Annotated in this window: 17 protein-coding genes; 7 read left to right on the top strand and 10 right to left on the bottom strand. The window is 64.6% G+C overall.

The features are described from left to right. Positions 1 to 1,822: 1,822 nt before the first annotated feature. Positions 1,823 to 3,004, top strand: a complete 1,182-nt coding sequence (locus ACWMMN_RS32180; RefSeq protein ID WP_340625550.1) for a DNA-binding protein — start codon at positions 1,823 to 1,825, stop codon at positions 3,002 to 3,004. A gap of 136 nt (positions 3,005 to 3,140) precedes the next feature. Here the strand turns inward: ACWMMN_RS32180 and ACWMMN_RS32175 are convergent, their stop codons facing one another. From ACWMMN_RS32175 to ACWMMN_RS32165, 3 genes are all read right to left on the bottom strand, one after another. Further along, positions 3,141 to 4,160 carry a tyrosine-type recombinase/integrase gene (locus ACWMMN_RS32175; protein ID WP_486423674.1) on the bottom strand — a complete coding sequence of 340 codons (1,020 nt, stop codon included), beginning with the start codon at positions 4,158 to 4,160 and terminating at the stop codon, positions 3,141 to 3,143. Between the two features lie 102 nt (positions 4,161 to 4,262). Next, positions 4,263 to 4,640, bottom strand: coding sequence for a DUF2471 family protein (locus tag ACWMMN_RS32170; protein WP_059238290.1), 378 nt, complete (start codon positions 4,638 to 4,640; stop codon positions 4,263 to 4,265). A gap of 141 nt (positions 4,641 to 4,781) precedes the next feature. After that, a complete protein-coding gene (locus tag ACWMMN_RS32165) occupies positions 4,782 to 5,393 on the bottom strand; it encodes a helix-turn-helix domain-containing protein (RefSeq protein WP_059238288.1) in 612 nt (203 codons plus the stop codon). A 161-nt stretch (positions 5,394 to 5,554) separates the two neighbouring features. Here ACWMMN_RS32165 and ACWMMN_RS32160 point away from each other — a divergent pair, with 161 nt between their 5' ends. Further along, positions 5,555 to 6,754: a glycine C-acetyltransferase gene (locus ACWMMN_RS32160; protein ID WP_059238286.1), complete on the top strand. Its 1,200-nt coding sequence runs from the start codon at positions 5,555 to 5,557 to the stop codon at positions 6,752 to 6,754. A gap of 13 nt (positions 6,755 to 6,767) precedes the next feature. Beyond that, a complete protein-coding gene (tdh, locus tag ACWMMN_RS32155) occupies positions 6,768 to 7,796 on the top strand; it encodes an L-threonine 3-dehydrogenase (RefSeq protein WP_059238284.1) in 1,029 nt (342 codons plus the stop codon). A gap of 398 nt (positions 7,797 to 8,194) precedes the next feature. On the opposite strand, the gene ACWMMN_RS32150 is transcribed toward tdh, so the two are convergent. After that, the gene (locus ACWMMN_RS32150; protein WP_059238282.1) at positions 8,195 to 8,611 is read right to left on the bottom strand and encodes a hypothetical protein; all 417 of its coding nucleotides are present in this window, start codon (positions 8,609 to 8,611) and stop codon (positions 8,195 to 8,197) included. Further along, the gene (locus ACWMMN_RS32145; RefSeq protein ID WP_486423673.1) at positions 8,608 to 9,246 is read right to left on the bottom strand and encodes a GNAT family N-acetyltransferase; all 639 of its coding nucleotides are present in this window, start codon (positions 9,244 to 9,246) and stop codon (positions 8,608 to 8,610) included. Before ACWMMN_RS32145 ends, ACWMMN_RS32150 begins: the two co-directional genes overlap by 4 nt. Before the next feature lie 169 nt (positions 9,247 to 9,415). On the opposite strand from ACWMMN_RS32145, the gene ACWMMN_RS32140 reads away from it, so the two are divergent. Beyond that, positions 9,416 to 10,021, top strand: a complete 606-nt coding sequence (locus tag ACWMMN_RS32140) for a TetR/AcrR family transcriptional regulator (protein WP_059238278.1) — start codon at positions 9,416 to 9,418, stop codon at positions 10,019 to 10,021. Positions 10,022 to 10,085: 64 nt separating this feature from the next. Then, positions 10,086 to 10,565 carry a nuclear transport factor 2 family protein gene (locus ACWMMN_RS32135; RefSeq protein WP_050013484.1) on the top strand — a complete coding sequence of 160 codons (480 nt, stop codon included), beginning with the start codon at positions 10,086 to 10,088 and terminating at the stop codon, positions 10,563 to 10,565. A gap of 456 nt (positions 10,566 to 11,021) precedes the next feature. Here the strand turns inward: ACWMMN_RS32135 and ACWMMN_RS32130 are convergent, their stop codons facing one another. Next, positions 11,022 to 12,107, bottom strand: coding sequence for a tartrate dehydrogenase (locus ACWMMN_RS32130; RefSeq protein ID WP_486423672.1), 1,086 nt, complete (start codon positions 12,105 to 12,107; stop codon positions 11,022 to 11,024). 116 nt (positions 12,108 to 12,223) lie between these two features. Between ACWMMN_RS32130 and ACWMMN_RS32125 the strand changes: the two genes are divergently transcribed. After that, on the top strand, positions 12,224 to 13,147 hold the full coding sequence (locus tag ACWMMN_RS32125) for a LysR substrate-binding domain-containing protein (RefSeq protein ID WP_174991726.1): 924 nt from the start codon (positions 12,224 to 12,226) through the stop codon (positions 13,145 to 13,147). Positions 13,148 to 13,245: 98 nt separating this feature from the next. Here the strand turns inward: ACWMMN_RS32125 and argC are convergent, their stop codons facing one another. Next, positions 13,246 to 14,187 (bottom strand): N-acetyl-gamma-glutamyl-phosphate reductase, encoded by a 942-nt coding sequence (gene argC, locus ACWMMN_RS32120; RefSeq protein WP_486423671.1) that lies wholly within the window; start codon positions 14,185 to 14,187, stop codon positions 13,246 to 13,248. Between the two features lie 121 nt (positions 14,188 to 14,308). Between argC and ACWMMN_RS32115 the strand changes: the two genes are divergently transcribed. Next, on the top strand, positions 14,309 to 15,193 hold the full coding sequence (locus tag ACWMMN_RS32115; RefSeq protein WP_486423670.1) for a LysR family transcriptional regulator: 885 nt from the start codon (positions 14,309 to 14,311) through the stop codon (positions 15,191 to 15,193). A 39-nt stretch (positions 15,194 to 15,232) separates the two neighbouring features. Here the strand turns inward: ACWMMN_RS32115 and ACWMMN_RS32110 are convergent, their stop codons facing one another. The 3 genes from ACWMMN_RS32110 to ACWMMN_RS32100 all read right to left on the bottom strand — a co-directional run bounded on the left by ACWMMN_RS32110 (position 15,233) and on the right by ACWMMN_RS32100 (position 17,758). Next, positions 15,233 to 15,697 (bottom strand): signal peptide protein, encoded by a 465-nt coding sequence (locus tag ACWMMN_RS32110; RefSeq protein ID WP_486423669.1) that lies wholly within the window; start codon positions 15,695 to 15,697, stop codon positions 15,233 to 15,235. A gap of 61 nt (positions 15,698 to 15,758) precedes the next feature. Then, complete coding sequence (locus ACWMMN_RS32105; protein ID WP_174991728.1) at positions 15,759 to 16,976, bottom strand: patatin-like phospholipase family protein; 1,218 nt, start codon at positions 16,974 to 16,976, stop codon at positions 15,759 to 15,761. Next, positions 16,973 to 17,758 carry a 3-hydroxybutyrate dehydrogenase gene (locus tag ACWMMN_RS32100; RefSeq protein ID WP_105391308.1) on the bottom strand — a complete coding sequence of 262 codons (786 nt, stop codon included), beginning with the start codon at positions 17,756 to 17,758 and terminating at the stop codon, positions 16,973 to 16,975. The genes ACWMMN_RS32105 and ACWMMN_RS32100 overlap by 4 nt, the downstream gene beginning before the upstream one ends. Between the last annotated feature and the right edge of the window lie 25 nt (positions 17,759 to 17,783).

Genomic DNA, 17,783 nt, shown 5'->3' with positions numbered 1-17,783 from the left:
ACGTCGGGTCGGAGGTGAAGTTTCCCGGAAGGATAGCGCCTGCGGTGATGTGCGTCCAGAACGACATGCTCACCATAGCCGGTGAAGCGCACCGGCAAAACGGCACTCACCCCAACCGCTCCCGAAAACGCTCACCGGTCCGCCGTTGCAGCGTTTCGGACTCTTCCAGACGTGCCGCGGGATGCGCCGATTCACAGAATTTCACCTGTGCACGACACGTGCGAATTTCGCTCCCGTATCGGCTCACCTTTCGAATTGTCGTAATTTTGCGACTGCGCAACCGTGGGTTTCGCACAGGGTTGCGATTGCACCTCGCCGCACCTTCCCGATCACCTCGCATCGGCCTGTATGCATGTACAGGCACGGCTCGCCGGAATGTCGAATCCGGATCCGGCGCCTGGAAAAGCGCCGTCGAAACCGGCCTGCCCGGCCCGATCGGGCCTGTTTGATCGGCCCGGGCGCGCATTGTACAGCGCGCCAATCGCGCCGGGTCCCGAAAATGCTCACCTTGAGCACAGCATGTTCATTCGTTCGAATGCCGACAAACGCCCGACACACGCGGGATCGACTGCCGGCGCCTCCCGAAAACACTCACCCTGAAGGAAAAATGCGGCACAGCAGCGGGCACAAGAAGGGCTCCCGAAAAACCTCACCGTAACCGCTCCGGTATCAAAAATCTCAATCCCTTCCGATACTTATGCACAAAAGGCATTTGGCTGTGCATCGCAGGGATCCCCCGAAAAACCTCACCTTTCGGGCTCAATCCTTCATACGACAACCGTATGTCAGCCCCCGAAAAATCTCACCTGTGCCAAAGAGTGGCACAGCAAAAACGAGATTTCTTCCAGTCCTGGTGGGCTTTTCGGCGAATCTGGCCGGTCAAGGGTCCCGAAAAGCCTCACCTGTGACCATTTTTTCAGCAAATACCGTTCCCGAAAAACCTCACCAATGGGTCAGGTCACAGCCTGTGATCCATGTCCCGAAAAACCTCACCTTAACGGGATCGGGGCAGGAAAACCCGGATTTCCCTCCCGAAAAACCTCACCTTTGGTGCACCACAGGCCCCCGAGAGCACTTTTGCTGTGCAAAATAACGTTCGTTTCCCGGAAATCCTCACAGCAAAATCCCGTGGAGTCCCGTGAAACCTCACCTTTCGCCAAATCTGCCCAAAAGATGGGCAGAAACGGGGCGCGAAGCAGGTCCCGCAAATTCTCACCTATGTCTGCACAGGCAGAAAACTGTGCAGTCAGGCACTGCGCGGGTTCTGTGGCTGTGCGGCCCCGAAAAGCCTCACCTTTGGGAAATCTCGTGTTTCACTGTGATCCCGAATCCGCTCACGACCTTTCCTGCAACGGCTCACGCAGCTCCCCGAACCCCATCACTTCAGCTCCCGCAGAAGATCACCTTGGCTCCCGTAAAACTTCACCTTGGCTCCCGGAAAGCCTTGCTACATAAGGCTGTGCCGTGGCGTTAACGTTTTTAACTAAGGGTTCAAGGGTGTTTACTTCTAATACTCTCAAGACATTGGCTCACGAGTTTTCCACAGACACCCCAACCCCTGAACACCCACAGGCAACCGGATCCGCTGTCATGTGAAACAAATGCCGAAATTCGGGGTCCGCAGGAAAATGCTTGTGCTACAAGGACTTGGCTAACTTTCTTCGCTTTGTTTCACGGAATCGTTAGCCATCGTCAACCAGATAGGCTCACAGATCCGATTTCTGTGCGAAACGACGTAAATTCACAACGTCAGCACGAAACAAGTATCAATAAATACGTATTTCGTTATGATTGCCACAATTCAATGTCTGCGAGCACGGTCATGACCCTGGACGAAATGCGTCAAGTCATTCGGGAAGAACTGGAATCGCTGCGTGCCAGCGGCGCCCGGCGTCAGGAATTGTCGCTGCATGCATGCAAGCGCTTGTTCTTCGATCTCGGCATCCGGCCGTCGGCCGCCAACGTCCGCGATCTCACCCAGACCGGCAGTGCCAGCGATATTCCGAAAGACATCGACCATTTCTGGGAACGCATCCGTTCCGCGTCCAAGATCAGGCTCGACGGTGCAGCCATTCCGAAGGCGGTCGAGGAAAAGGCCGGAGCGTTACTCGGCGCACTGTATGAAGAAGCATTGAAAGCGGCGCGGGACAGCCTCGATGGCGACCGCGAGCAGGTTCGCGCCGATGTGGCTGACGCCGAACAACGGTTGCGCGACGCAACTGTCCGCCAGGAAACGCTCGAAGGCGCGCTCGCTCGTGGTGAAACCCGAAACGAGCAGTTGCAGGCCCGTGTGACGGAACTCGAGGTGCAGCTCGCGTCGCAGACGACTCACGGTTCGGCAAGCGAGGCAACGTTGCTCACCACAGTCGCGCGACTGGAAAAGGAACTGGCCGTGGCGGCCACGCGCATCGACGCCGAACAGGCGCAGAACGCTGCGCTGCGCGATCGCATCGATGCGCTGCAGGCCGAATTGCAGCAGCGTACCGAACACTACGCGCAACAAATCAAGGATGCGGTGGCCGAAGCCGAACGCCGCGTAAAGCCGATGCTGGTCGAGCTGGACTCGCTGCGCAGCATGGCGTCGACTTACCAGAGCGGTTTGCGCGACGTTCAGCGCAAGGAATTCGATTTCCTGCAGCAACTGAGCTCGGCCAAAGCCCGCGCGGATCGGCTGGAAGAACAGCTGCGCACCCAAAGCGATGAGCTGGACCGCGCGACGCGCGACGTGAATTCGTTGCGTGCGAGCCGAGGCATGAATCCGGAAATCGCCGCGTTGATCCGGCGCCTGGCCGATGCCGGGCAACTGGATGCGGAAGCGTACGCCGCGATCGGCACCTCGCTCGATCAGGAGATTCCGGCGCCGACGCAGTGCCCGCATTGCGATGGCGAACCGGAGCTGTCACATGGTGACGAGGGTTTCGAGGTGGCGTGCCCCGAGTGCGAGCACGCTTCGGGCGCATGGCCGTCCCGGTTGGAAGCCGTCGCGCGGTTTGCCCATAGCTGACCCGAAGGCCGGCGGTACCGCACAGGTGAGACGATCCGGGACGCTTGAGGTGAGGTTTTTCGGGAGCTGTGAAACGGTGAGGCTGCGCCACGCAAGGCCACTCACGGATCGTTTCGCGTGAGCAGCCATTTCCCGATCAGTGAGTTTCGTCGCTGTCCGTTGCGTCACCGTTGTTGTCGGCCAGCCTGTCGCGCCAGTTTTTCCATGCGCGATGCAGGCGGTTCGACGAGACCGGCCGCATGAAGCCGAGCCATTTGCCGACCCGCTCGGACGGCACGTCGTGTTCGAACAGTTCGGCCGCATAGGTATTGCGCAGCGTCTGCGGGCTCGCGCGTGCGGTGCGCGACGATGTGAGCCCGGCCGATTCGACGATCGCGTCGATGGCGCGCAGCATCGTCGCCTTGTGCATCGGCCGTCCGGCATGCGATGCGGGGAATACGAGTTCTCCCGGAATCTCCTGGCGTTTGCGCTCGGTGAGCCATGCTTCGAGCAGCGCGATCGCAAACGATGCGAGATGGGTTTCTCGCGCGTAATCCGGATGCGTCGACTCGATCTGCAGCGACGTGCCGCTCGTATTGATGCAACTAATCGTGAGTGCGCGCGCTTCGCCGGTTTTGATGCCGGCACCGAGAAATGCGGCGACGAGCGCGCGATCGCGCCGCTCTTTCCAGTAAGCAGACCCCGATACGCCGATCGGTGAAAACAGATAGGCGAGCAACGTCGCGCGCTCGGCCGGCGTGAGAAAACCGGTGGGCTCGTTGTCGCGTGCCTTCCGCCAGTTCGCTTCGCCATCCTGAGCAATGAAGCGCGCCGGATTGGTCGATGCGTATTCGGTGCGCCGGATGTGGTCGAGCACACGCTCGATCAGTCGCAGATAGCGCATGCGCTGGGTTTTCTTGATCGGCAACTCGCCGACGAAGTTTGCGATGGTTGCCGTGTCGACCGTTGCCAGATTCTTCTGATGTGCACGCATCCACGCGAGAAACGCGCCCCATTGCGCGCGATAGACATCGGCCGACGAGCGGCGATAGTCCTGCATTGCAAGCCAGGCGTCGAACGCGGCTTCGGGCGACACGATCCAGTCGGATGCGCCGCGGTCGAACAGATCCTTTTCTTCCGGGCGCGCAGCGGTGTCGGGAGAGGCGGAAGGGGACATGGTGTTTATTCCGTTAGTTGCGTATATGGTAACCCTTTCCGCAACATGTCGAGCAGCAGGAGACTGGACCGGCCGCCGTGCGTTGCGGCCGGGGCCTGGCCATCAGTCGCCCCACGCCTTGGACTGACGGGGAGCGCGCTCGCGCGGCGCCGTGTCGTGCGACGTTGCCGCGGCTTCATACGCGAGAACCGCGAACGAAAAGACGGCGGGCAGCGCATTCGAGCGCCCGAAGTCGATTGGATCGTCCGTTTCGGGAAACGTCATGTCCGACGGCCGTTCGAACAGTTGACGCATGCCGGCTTCGTGCCGGCTGGCAAAGCCGAGATCGGCGAGTGCCTCGGCTTCGATCGCGTGCAGCAGGCGCCACGTCAGCGGCACGCGCTGGCGGATGTAGCGCCCGGCGATATGCCGGACGATCAGCTCGAGATCGTGCGCGGCAGCCTTGAAGCTGAGCGCGGCCAAATCTTGTTCTTCTGTCATTGCAGGCTCCTGTCGACCGGGGCGGGCGCCTCGGTGCACCGGCTCCGGCCCGTGCATGGCGGAATGTCCGTATACTGTACAAACATACAGTGTTTTCCGCAACTGGCCTGCAATCGACCTTTTGGCCAGCTATCCGCGCCGTCAGCGATGGATCACGATCAGTAGTGCCCGCGCCTCGGCCTTGCCGGGATTGCGGATCGCGTGCGGCTCGTCGGCCGGGTAGCGTGCGGTGTCGCCCACCTTCAGGCGCCGGCTGGCCGCTGCCGCTTCGATTTCCATCGCGCCCTGCAGCACGGTGAGGTGCTCGCGCGTGCCGGGTTCGTGTGCGTTCGATACCAGCGCGCCGCCGCCCGGCAGTGTCAGTTCGTACCACTCGAACTTGCCGGCGAGGTCGATCGGGCCCCATACGCGCAGCTGGTACCGGCCGTCGTGGCCGGCGAGCGTCGGGATGTCGTGCGGGCCGTCCACGCGGATCGTCTCGGGCGCCTTTGGCTGCGAGAACAGTTCGTCGAGCGTGATGCCGAGCGCGTTCGTCAGCCGCCACGCGACGGCGATCGTCGGGTTGGCCTTGTCGCGCTCGATCTCGGAGAGCATCGATTTCGATACGCCGGCCGCGCGCGACAGGTCGTCGAGCGTCAGCTTGCGCTCGTTGCGCAGCCGCTGGATCTGCTCGCCGACACGCGGCGGCGTGGCGGCCGGCGGTTGCGGTGCGGTGTCGGCAGGCGTGCGCCGCGACCGGGAGGAACTTGCCATTTGGATTCCGTTCGCTTAGAGTTGTTCGATATTTCGAATTCTAGTTCGGAATATCGGATAAATGCGGTCAACCGAACGACCGACTATAACAGTAGCAGGCCGTTGCGCCGCCGCCACGAGCGGTGCGCAGCGGAATGCGAATCCCTGTCAGGAGCTTTGCGATGCGTGATGCCTTTCTCGCCCAGGTGCGCGGGACGCTCGACCAGATCCGCGCGGACGGTTTTTACAAGACCGAGCGCGAGATCGCGAGTCCCCAGGCGGCGGCCGTGCGGCTCGCCGGCGGTGCCGGCGTGCTCAATTTCTGCGCGAACAACTATCTGGGTCTGGCGAACGATTCGCGCCTGATCGATGCGGCGAAGGCCGGCCTCGACCAGGACGGCTTCGGCATGGCATCGGTGCGTTTCATCTGCGGCACCCAAACCGTCCACAAGCAACTGGAAAGCGCACTGGCCGCGTTTCTCGGCACCGAGGACAGCATCCTCTATTCGAGCTGCTTCGACGCGAACGGCGGGCTGTTCGAGACGTTGCTCGACGAGAACGACGCGATCATCAGCGACGAGCTGAACCACGCAAGCATCATCGACGGCATCCGCCTCTGCAAGGCGAAGCGTTTCCGCTACAAGAACAACGACCTGGCCGACCTCGAGGCGAAGCTGAAGGAAGCCGACGCGGCGGGCGCGCGCCACAAGCTGATCGCGACCGACGGCGTGTTCTCGATGGACGGCATCATCGCCGACCTGAAAGGCATCTGCGATCTCGCCGATCGCTACGGCGCGCTCGTGATGGTCGACGATTCGCATGCGGTCGGCTTCATCGGCACGCACGGCCGCGGCACGCCCGAGCATTGCGGCGTCGAAGGCCGTGTCGACATCATCACGGGCACGCTCGGCAAGGCGCTCGGCGGCGCATCGGGCGGCTACGTCGCCGCGCGTCGCGAGGTGATCGAGCTGCTGCGCCAGCGCTCGCGTCCGTACCTGTTCTCGAATACGCTCACGCCGAGCATCGCGGCGGCATCGCTGAAGGTGCTAGAACTGCTCGGCAGCGACGAAGGCGCGAAGCTGCGCGAGCGCGTGCGCGAGAACGGCGCGCGTTTCCGCCAGCAGATGACCGAAGCGGGTTTCACGCTCGTGCCCGGCGCGCATCCGATCATCCCGGTGATGCTCGGCGATGCGCAGCTCGCGACGAACATGGCCGACAAGCTGCTCGCCGAAGGCGTCTACGTGATCGGCTTCTCGTTTCCCGTCGTGCCGCGCGGCCGCGCGCGCATCCGTACGCAGATGAGCGCCGCGCATACGCCCGAGCAGATCGACCAGACGGTCGCTGCGTTCGTGCGCGTCGGCAAGTCGCTCGGCATCATCTGAAGGAGGCGCGACCATGAAAGCACTGGCAAAGCTCGAGCGCGGCCCCGGCCTTACGCTCACGCGCGTGAAGCGTCCCGAAGTCGGCCACAACGACGTGCTGATCAAGATCCGCCGCACGGCGATCTGCGGCACCGACATCCATATCTGGAAGTGGGACGACTGGGCGCAGAAGACGATTCCCGTGCCGATGCACGTCGGTCATGAATACGTCGGCGAGATCGTCGAGATGGGGCAGGAAGTGCGCGGCTTCGCGATCGGCGATCGCGTGTCCGGCGAAGGGCACATCACGTGCGGTTTCTGCCGCAACTGCCGCGCGGGGCGCCGGCATCTGTGCCGCAACACGGTCGGCGTCGGCGTGAACCGCGAAGGCGCGTTCGCCGAGTACCTGGCGATTCCAGCATTCAATGCGTTCAAGATTCCGCCGGAGATCTCCGACGATCTCGCGTCGATCTTCGATCCGTTCGGCAATGCGACGCATACGGCGCTGTCGTTCAACCTCGTCGGCGAAGACGTGCTGATTACCGGCGCTGGCCCGATCGGCATCATGGCCGTCGCGATCGCGAAGCACGTCGGCGCGCGCAACGTCGTCATTACCGACATCAACGACTACCGGCTGGAGCTCGCGCGCAAGATGGGCGCGACGCGTGCGGTCAACGTTGCACGCGAGTCGCTGCGCGACGTGATGTCCGACCTGCACATGACCGAAGGCTTCGACGTCGGTCTCGAGATGTCCGGCGTGCCGAGCGCGTTCACGAGCATGCTCGAGGCGATGAACCACGGCGGCAAGGTTGCGCTGCTCGGCATCCCGCCCGCGCAAACCGCGATCGACTGGAACCAGGTGATCTTCAAGGGGCTCGAGATCAAGGGTATCTACGGCCGCGAGATGTTCGAGACCTGGTACAAGATGGTCGCGATGCTGCAGAGCGGCCTCGACCTGTCGCCGATCATCACGCATCGCTTCGCGGCCGACGATTACGAGCAAGGCTTTGCCGCGATGCTGTCCGGCGAAAGTGGCAAGGTGATTCTCGACTGGACGGTTTGAGTCGCGTGTCGAAACGGGGCAGCGCGGCAGGTTTGCCGCCTGCCCCGTTTTCTTTTTCACGCTCGCCGTCGCCACCGGAATGCGCGATTCAGCGCTTGAGGTGAGATTATTCGGGAGCTGTGTTTGCGCGCCGAATCGCAACACGATTTCGCATCGGTGACTTGCAATCGCAGGTTCGCTTCACCCGTCGACTGCCGCCCCGCTTCTTCCCGTCACGCGATTCGGCGCCTGCTGCCTCCTCTTCCGCGTAATTCCCTGCTTCGCTCGTCGTGCGATCGTTCGCTGTCGGCCGCATGCGATGTCGCGTCGGACCGGGACATCAACCGTGAGCTGCGCGCCGCGTTGCAACTCACTCATACTCGCGCACGATGCAATGGCATCGACCGGTGCGCAGCGCGTTACTTGATCGGCTCACCATTCAATCCGCGCGGGTCGAGCTGAAGATTCAACACGACGAGCCAGCGTTTCGGGCACTGCGGCGCAACGTCGATCGGCTCGCCGGATGTGCCGGGAACCGTGACGAACCCGTGTTGCGCCGCGTACCGGTACGCGCGCAACGCATCCGCCTGCAGCCAGAAGCTGACGAGCGCGCACGTCACGAAACGGAACAGCAGCACCGCCGCGGCATCCGGCGCGAAACCGGCGGTGACCAGCAGGCCTTCGAACGCGAACGTCAGCGCATGCGCAACCGCGATCGCGACGATCGTCAGCTTCATCACGCCGCGCAGCCGCAGCGCTGCACGCACGCGGGCCTGGCGGACGTCGAGCTGCGTGCGATCGTCGCCGCCATCGTGCTTCGGTGCATCGTGTTTCATGACGCAGCACCGGCTTGCCGCACGACGTCGATCTGCGTCGAGTCGTACGCATGCAGGCGCCCGTCCGCGACGCTGACGGCCTTGCACAGGATCGTGCTGTCGTAGTTGTGTCCCGGAAAGCGCACGACGTCGACCGGCTGAAAACCTTCGCGACGATAGAAATCGACGAGCCGGACGGCCGCGTACGGCGCGTCGAGCGCGAGATGCGTCGCGCCGCGCGCGGCCGCCCGACGTTGCGCGAACGCGAGCAGCGAGCGGCCGATGCCGCGATCCTGCCAGACCGGATCGACGGCCAGTTGGCCGAGTGTTGCGACGCGCCGGCTGCGATACGGATCGCAACGGGAATCGGGATCGTGCGACAGCATCGTCATCGTCGCGACCAGATGGGCGTTGCCAAGCGCGACGAAGCATTCGCCGGTCAGCACGCGTTCGCGCGTCGCCGATGCCGGTTGATCGACACCCGGGCAGTTGACGCCCAGTGCGCCGAGCGGCGCGAACGCGCGATGCAACAGCGCGGTCAGCACGTCGTACGAATCGTTGTGCGGATCGAAGCGCCGCACGACGACGCGGCCGTCGAGCCGCTTCGCATAAGCCGCATAGGCGCGCGCGGGGCGCGCGGATTCCGGTCGCTGCATGATGTCCTTTCGCCCAGACAGGGTGACCGAAGTGTAGTGAGCGTCGCGTCCTGGCTTCAAGAAAAAATGTCGTAAACGCGGCGGGCCGGGACGCGATTCGGCCCTCTCGCCGGCAGGGCTTTTTCACATGGGTGTTGACGATGGAGAACGATCGTTCTACCGTAAACCCATGAACACACTTCACGACTCCACCGGCGAACCGGGCGTGCGCGACCGGCTGCTCGACGCGGCCGAAGCGCTGATCTATTCGGGCGGCATCCATGCAACGGGTGTCGATGCAATCGTCAAGCGATCCGGCGCGGCCCGAAAGAGCTTCTATTCGCATTTCGAATCGAAAGAGGCGCTGGTCGTCGCCGCGCTCGAACGCCGTGACGCGCGCTGGATGCGCTGGTTCGTCGACGCCACGCTGGCACGCGGCAAGACGCCGCGCGCGCAGCTGCTCGGCATGTTCGACGTACTGCGCGACTGGTTCGGGCAGCCCGATTTTCACGGCTGTGCGTTCCTGAACGCGGCCGGCGAGATTCCCGATGCCGACGATCCCGTGCGCGTCGTCGCACGCATGCACAAGGCACGCCTGCTGGCGTTCGTGCGCGAGTGCGTCGACGCGTATGCCGACGAAACGGGCATCGAGCGCCGCGGGCTTGCGCGCATCGCGCGTCAATGGCTCGTGCTGATCGACGGCGCGATCGGCGTGGCGCTCGTCAGTGGCGATGCAAGCGCCGCGCGCGATGCGCGCGCGACAGCCGAACTGCTGCTCGATACCGTATCGCGGTAGCCGACGCAGCGAATCCGAACCGGCCGCGTACGTGCGCGGCCAGAACCCTGAACAGGAGCAATCCATGTCCGCATCCCCCGAAGTCCGTCCGCCCGTTCCGCCCTTCACGCTCGAAACGGCGCGCCAGAAGGTGCGTGCCGCCGAGGACGGGTGGAACACGCGCGATCCGCAGCGCGTGTCGCTCGCCTATACGCCGCAAAGCCGATGGCGCAATCGCGCGGAGTTCGTCACGGGCCGCGACGAGATCGTCGCGCTGCTGCAGCGGAAGTGGGCGCGCGAACTCGACTACCGGCTGATCAAGGAACTGTGGGCGTTCGACGGCAATCGCATCGCGGTGCGCTTCGCGTACGAATGGCACGACGACGCGGGCAACTGGTTCCGCTCGTACGGCAACGAGAACTGGGAGTTCGACGAAAACGGTTTGATGGCGCATCGTCATGCGAGCATCAATGATCTGCCGATTCGCGAGGCCGATCGTCTCTATCACTGGCCGCTCGGCCGTCGTCCGGACGATCATCCGGGGCTGTCCGATCTCGGGCTGTGAGGTTGGCGTCGATGCAGCGCAGCGGCGAATGCCTCACCCGGATTGAATGGTGAGGAAATTCGGGAGCCGATACGCTGAGGTGAGATTTTTCGGGATGAAGTGAAATGTCGCGTTGGACTGTGTGTTTCGAACCGCTCGGCGCGACATCGCGCGGGTGAAGCGGGCACGTTGACGTGCAGCGGTGTGCTTCACCGCGTGATGCATCCCGCCGATTGCATCGGTCAGGCATTGACGATCGGTGTGGGCGTGCGTGACGTGCAACTCACCGATCGGATCGATTTCGACGGGCGACGGTGCAAGCAGTGCGCGTTACGGTGCGATGCTGCTCACCGCTCGACTTCACCGCATCCACGCCGGATCCATTGGCACGAGTGCGCAAACGCATCGCGTGTCGCTCACCGCAGACGGATTCATGAAGTGCCGCCCGGCGCGAGCGCCGGGCGCGATCCCCGGTTCTCAGCCCGCAATGCGCGCGGCGATCGCCTCACCGACTTCCTGTGTGCCCGCCTGGCCGCCGAGATCGCGCGTATGCGGCCCGGTGCGCAGCACGTCCTCGATCGCCGCGACGATCGCGTCATGCGCGTCGCGTTCGCGGCCCGCGCCGTTGCCGAGGAAGTCGAGCATCATCGCCGCCGACCAGATCATCGCGACCGGGTTCGCGATGTGTTGCCCCGCGATGTCGGGTGCCGACCCATGCACGGGTTCGAACAGCGACGGGAACGTGCGGTCGGGGTTCAGGTTCGCCGACGGCGCGATGCCGATCGTGCCCGTACAGGCCGGCCCGAGATCCGACAGGATGTCGCCGAACAGGTTCGACGCGACGACGACGTCGAAGCGATCCGGCTGCAACACGAAGCGCGCGCACAGGATGTCGATGTGCTGCTTGTCGACGGCGATCTCGGGATAGCGTTCGGCCATTTCGGCCGCGCGTGCGTCCCACCACGGCATGCTGATCGCGATGCCGTTGCTCTTCGTCGCGACGGTGAGGCGCTTCGCGCGCCGCTGTGCCAGCTCGAACGCGAATTTCAGCACGCGCTCGGTGCCATGCCGCGTGAAGATCGACTGCTGCATCACGACTTCCCGATCGGTGCCTTCGAACATCGTGCCGCCGACCGACGAATATTCGCCCTCGGTGTTCTCGCGCACGATCATGAAGTCGATGTCGCCCGCACGGCGGCCCGCGAGCGGCGATGGCACGCCGTCGAACAGGCGCGCGGGCCGCAGGTTGATGTACTGGTCGAATTCGCGGCGGAATTTCAGCAACGAGCCCCACAGCGAGATGTGATCGGGCACCGTCGCGGGCCAGCCGACCGCGCCGAACAGGATCGCGTCCATGCCCGACAGTTGCGCCTTCCAGTCGTCCGGCATCATCTTGCCGTGCTGCGCGTAGTAGTCGCAGCTCGCCCAGTCGATCTCGACGAAGTCGAAGCGGATGCCGAAGCGCGCGGTCACGGCGTCGAGCGCACGCAGGCCCTCGGGCATCACTTCGCGGCCGATGCCGTCGCCGGGAATCACGGCAATCCTGTAGATCCTGTCGGTCATGTAACTCTCCTTGTCTGGTCGGCCGGCTGCCGGGGAGGCATCAGCCCGTCACGCCATTCTATTTATTTCCATCCGGATTAAAATCGCGGGAAAGGTTAATCGACTTTCCACGAATCGTGAACAAATCGCCGAATCTCGACGACCTGCGCGTGTTCAGCCTGGTCGTCCGCCTGACGAGCTTCAGCGCGGCCGCCGAGCAGCTCGCGGTGTCGCCCGCTTACGTCAGCAAACGCATCGCGTTGCTCGAGGCGCAGCTCGGCACACGGCTGCTGCATCGCTCGACGCGCCGCGTGACCGTCACCGAAGCCGGCGAACGCGTGTTCGCGCGCGCCGAGAAGATTCTCGACGACGTCGATCATCTCGTCGAGGACGTGTCGACCACCCGCACGGTGCCGCGCGGCACGCTGCGCATCTCGAGCAGCTTCGGCTTTGGCCGGCACGTGGTCGCCCCGGCGCTGCTCGACTTCAGTGCGCGCTATCCGCAACTGAACGTGCGGCTCGATCTGTTCGACCGGCTCGTCGACGTCGCGGGTGAAGGCTACGACCTCGACGTGCGCATCGGCGACGAGATCGCCGATCACCTGATCGCGCGCCGCCTCGCCGCGAACCATCGCGTGCTGTGCGCGTCGCCCGACTATCTCGCACGACGCGGCATGCCGCGCTCGCTCGCGGATCTCGCGTCGCACGACTGTCTTGCAATCAAGGAGCGCGACCATCCGTTCGGCGTCTGGCGGTTGAACGTGCGCGGCGAAACGGTCACGGTGAAGGTCGGCGGCGCGCTGTCGACGAACCACGGCGAGGTGGCCGTGCAATGGGCGCTGGCCGGCCGCGGGATCGTGCTGCGCTCGATCTGGGAAGCCGCGCCGCTGATCGAGCGCGGTGAACTGTGTCGCGTGCTGCCGGACGCGATCCAGCCCGCGAACATCTGGGCCGTGTATCCGGAACGCGTCGCGGCGTCGGCGAAGGTGCGTGTGTGTGTGGATTTTCTGGCGGAGACGCTGGCAGGGATGAATGCCGCAGCGGGTGACGATACGGCCTGAAATCGTCTAAAGGTGAGCTTTTACGGGGGGCGTGCGCAGGCACCGGCGCGACGTGGATCTGCCTGCCGGGCAGACCTTTGACGGTGCCTGCGCGAGACTCACGCCGCGCTCGACGTATCGAGCATCAAGTCGAGATTCTGCACGGCCGCGCCGGATGCCCCCTTGCCGAGATTGTCGAACACGGCGGACAGCAACACCTGCCCGCGATCTTCATTGACGAACACGCCGAGCCGCAGGTCATTGGTGCCGTTCAGCGCTTGCGGATCGAGATGCGTGATCGCGTGCGTGTCAGCAAGCGGCGTGACGTCGACGTGACGCGCGGCGGCGTAGTGGTGCGCGAGACACGCATGCAGTTGCTCACCGGTCACGCCGGCCGGAAGCAGGCGCAGCTCGATCGGTACGGTGAGCACGATGCCTTGCCGATAGGCACCGTAGGCCGGCACGAAGAACGGGCGGTGTGCGAGCCCGGCATGCAGCCGGATCTCGGGGACATGCTTGTGCTCCAGAGCCAGGCCGTACACCTGCAGCGGCAGCATGCGTGCGGCGGCGTCGCCGGATTCGAATGCTTCGACGGCGGCCCTTCCGCCTCCCGAGTAACCGGAGACCGCGTGGATGCTCGCCGGGTAGTCGCGCGGCAGCAGGCCGGACTGCAACAGCGGGCGAAGCAGGCCGATCGCGCCCGTCGGGTAGCAGCCCGGATTGGTGACGCGCTTCGCGTGCGCAATGTGCTGCGCGTGTCCGTCGGCGATCTCGGGAAAGCCGTAGACCCATTCGGGCTGCGTGCGATGGGCCGAACTTGCATCGATCACGCGTACCGCGGGGTTCCGGATGAAGCCGACCGCTTCGCGCGCGGCCGCATCGGGCAGGCACAGGATCGCGATATCGCATGCGTTGAGCGCGTCGGCGCGCCGCACGGGGTCCTTGCGTTCGGCAGCCGGAAGCGTGAGCAACTGCAAGTCGGCGCGGTCGCGCAGACGCTCCAGAATCTGCAGTCCGGTCGTGCCCTGGTCGCCGTCGATGAAGACAGTGGGGAAGCTCATGATGGTCGTGTTCCTCGCGTTCGGTCGTCGGGGGAAGCCGTATGGTCCGCCGAACGCCTAGAATAGGAAAAGTTGAATTTGCTGACCGTTTGATTCAGCTTTTCTGAACGAGAGGTGTTCGATGCGCGAGATCAGTCTGGACCGCCTGCGTACGCTGGTCGCGATCGCGGACCAGGGATCCTTTGTCGCGGCGGCGCAATGGCTTCATCTCGCACCGCCAACCGTCAGTCTTCACGTTGCCGAGCTGGAAAGCCGCGTCGGTGCGCCGCTGCTGACCCGCACGCGTGGCAACGTGCGGCCTTCGACGATCGGCGAAGTGCTGGTGGAGCGGGCGCGGCGTCTGCTGGCCGAGGTCGAATCGACGCTGGACGATGTGCAGCGACAGGTGCAGGGATTGACCGGACGGGTGCGCCTGGGCGCATCGACCGGGGCGATTGCGCACTTGTTGCCGCAGGCGGTGGCCGGGTTGCGTGCGCAGCATCCGGATATCGATGTGCAGATCGCGGTGCTCACGTCGCAGGATACGCTGGCGCGCATTGCGCAAGGCACACTCGATGTCGGGCTGGTTGCGCTGCCGCAGGCGCCGGTCGCGGGGTTATCGATCCGCCCGTGGCGGCGCGATCCGGTGATGGCTTTTCTGCCGGCGGACTGGCCGCTTCCGGCCCGGGTGACGCCGGCGTATCTGGCCGCGCGCCCATTGATTCTCAACGATGCGACGACGCGTCTGTCACGGCTCACGACGGAGTGGTTCGCGCTCGGCGGCCACCGGCCCGAGCCGCGGATCGAACTCAACTACAACGATGCGATCAAGAGCCTGGTCGCCGCCGGGTACGGCGCGACGCTTTTGCCGCACGAGGCCGGCGCGCCGCTGTCGGATGCGCGGATCGTCATGCGGCCGCTACGCCCGGCGTTGTGGCGCGAGCTGGGGATTGCGCATCGTGCCGGTCCCGTCGAGCGGGCGACGCAGCACGTGCTCGATGCGCTGTGGGCGCTCGGCGGGCGATAGCGGATCGTCGCGCGGTGGCACGAGCGGGCGAACGCGCGTTCAGAGCCGGTTGTCCTTCGCAAGCGTGAGCACGCGCGCCCAGCGCTGTGCGTCGCGCTTGTCCGTCATCGGCAGCTTCCATTCGCTGCGCGCGGCGTCGCGCACGCGCACGACGAGATGCCAGCGGCCGCCGATCGGCGCGGCCTGGCAGCCGTCGAGCTGCGACAGCGTATAGCGGCCGTCCGCGCCGTCATGCGACAGCCACAGCAGCCCTTGCGTCGCGGACACGCGCAACTCGCCCCACGCGCGATGCACGATGTGCGTCCAGCCTTCTTCCTTCGTATTCGGTGCGATGTCGCGGCGGCGTTTGATCCACCCCGCGATCAGCGCGATCAGGATCGCAGCGGCGAGCACGGCGGCCGCGATCGCGACCGGCTGGCCGAACTGCGCGGCGACGACGTGAAACAGGTGAACCGCGCCCCATCCGGCGGCGATGAGCGCGAACAGCGCAATGAAAATCGGCATTGTCGAATCTGAAATGAGGACGGGCCGGCGCACGACGCGCGCCGGCCCGTTGCACACGGCATTACCGGCGGCGGTGAATGTCGTGCGTGACGAAGCCCGCGTCGTTGTTGGGCAGCGCGAGGCCGTCCTTCACTGCGAGCGTCTTGCGGATGTCGTCGAGACCCGCGGACCAGTGGTCACGCATCGTCGACAGACCGAACTGATAGTCCTTGTAATGATGCTCGTACGCCTTCTGCTGGTAGATCAGGTGCTGGATGTTGTACTTCTTCCCGCTCGACATCGCGTCGGCTTCGACGCACCACGGGTCGTTCTTGCGTTGCGCTTCCGGCACCTGTTCGAGCACGTGGCGCAGCACGTTGCGGTAGCGCTGTTCGCGCTGCAGCGTGTCGGTGACGAAACGCGTGCGGCTCGAATACTGCACGTCCTTCGTGCGTTCGGCGACGTCGGCCATCGTGCGCGGCAGCGGCCCGCGTGCGCTCCACAGATCGACCTGGAACGCGAGCGTGTCGCGGCGCGGCCGGGCGCGGAGCACTTCCATCAGCGGGGTGTTCGACACGACGCCGCCGTCCCAGTAATACTCGCCGTCGATCTCGACGGGCGGGAACGCGGGCGGCAGCGCACCGGACGCCATGAAATGCTCGGGCGCGAGACGGATGCGCGAGTTGTCGAAGTACACGAAGTTGCCGGTGCCGACGTTGACCGCGCCGACCGACACGCGCGTCTCGCCCGAATTGATCCGGTCGAAATCGCACAGCTTCAGCAGCGTCGTGCGCAGCGCCGACGTGTCGTACCAGCTGATTTTCTCGGGATGGTCGGACACGCCCGGCAGCGGCGGCGGGAAGCGCGGCACGAAGAAGCCTTGCTGGCCCTGCATCATTGCGCTGGCCGCCTGCGACGCGGTGAAGAACGTGCGGATCTGGTCGATGCTGTTGAACAGCGCGAATTCGAACGCGGCCGGAATCGTCGGAAAGAACGCCGGCTGGCAGATCGTTTCCCAGAATTCGCGCAGGCGCTCGACGCGATGCTCGGGCGCGTTGCCCGCGATCAGCGCGGTGTTGAGCGCGCCGATCGAGATGCCCGCGATCCAGTCGAGCGGAATGCCGGCCTCGTGCAGCCCTTCGAACACGCCGGCCTGATAGGCGCCGAGCGCGCCGCCGCCCTGCAGGACGAGCGCGATGGTTTCGTATGGCAGCGACCGTGCGGGGGCCGGTGCGCCGGCTTCGTGATGCAGGTCCGCCGCATCGACGGCCTGCTTTTCGGTGGGGGCGCGCGGCTTCACTGCATGAACCAGCCGTGGCTGACGATGAACGACTGCCCCGTGAGCGCGGCGCTCGGGAACGCCGACAGGAACAGCACCGTCTGCGCGACGTCCTGCACCGTCGTGAACACCCCGTCGACCGTGTTGCCGAGCATCACCTTCTTCACCACTTCCTCTTCGCTGATGCCGAGCTCCTTCGCCTGCTCCGGAATCTGCTTGTCGACCAGCGGCGTGCGCACGAAGCCCGGACACACGACGTGCGAGCGCACGTTGTGCTTCGCGCCTTCCTTCGCCAGCACCCGTGCCAGACCGAGCAGGCCGTGCTTGGCCGTCACGTATGCCGATTTCAGCGGCGACGCTTCGTGCGAGTGCACCGAACCCATGTAGATCACGACGCCGCCGCGATCGTCCTTGTACATGTGCTTGAGCGCGGCCTTCGTCGTCAGGAACGCGCCGTCGACGTGGATCGCCTGCATCTTCTTCCAGTCGGAGAACGCATAGTTCTCGATCGGGTTGACGATCTGGATGCCCGCGTTCGACACGAGGATGTCGACCGAGCCGAACGTTTCGGCAACCTTGTCGATGCCGCTGTTCACGGCTTCCTCGTTCGTCACGTCCATCGCGACGCCGATCGCCTTGCCGCCTGCCTTGTTGATCTCGTCGGCGACCGCGTTCGCGCCGTCCTGGTTCAGGTCGGCGATCGCGACGGCCGCGCCTGCCTTGGCGAGCTCGAGTGCGATTTCCTTGCCGATGCCGCTCGCGGCGCCCGTGACGACTGCGGTCTTGCCATTCAGGTTGCTCATGTTCGAATTCCCGTGGTGAAAGGAT

This window comes from Burkholderia cepacia complex sp. TUM26381, from assembly GCF_057439935.1.
Note: the sequence above shows the minus strand (reverse complement) of the source record. Positions and strands in the feature narration are given on the sequence as shown.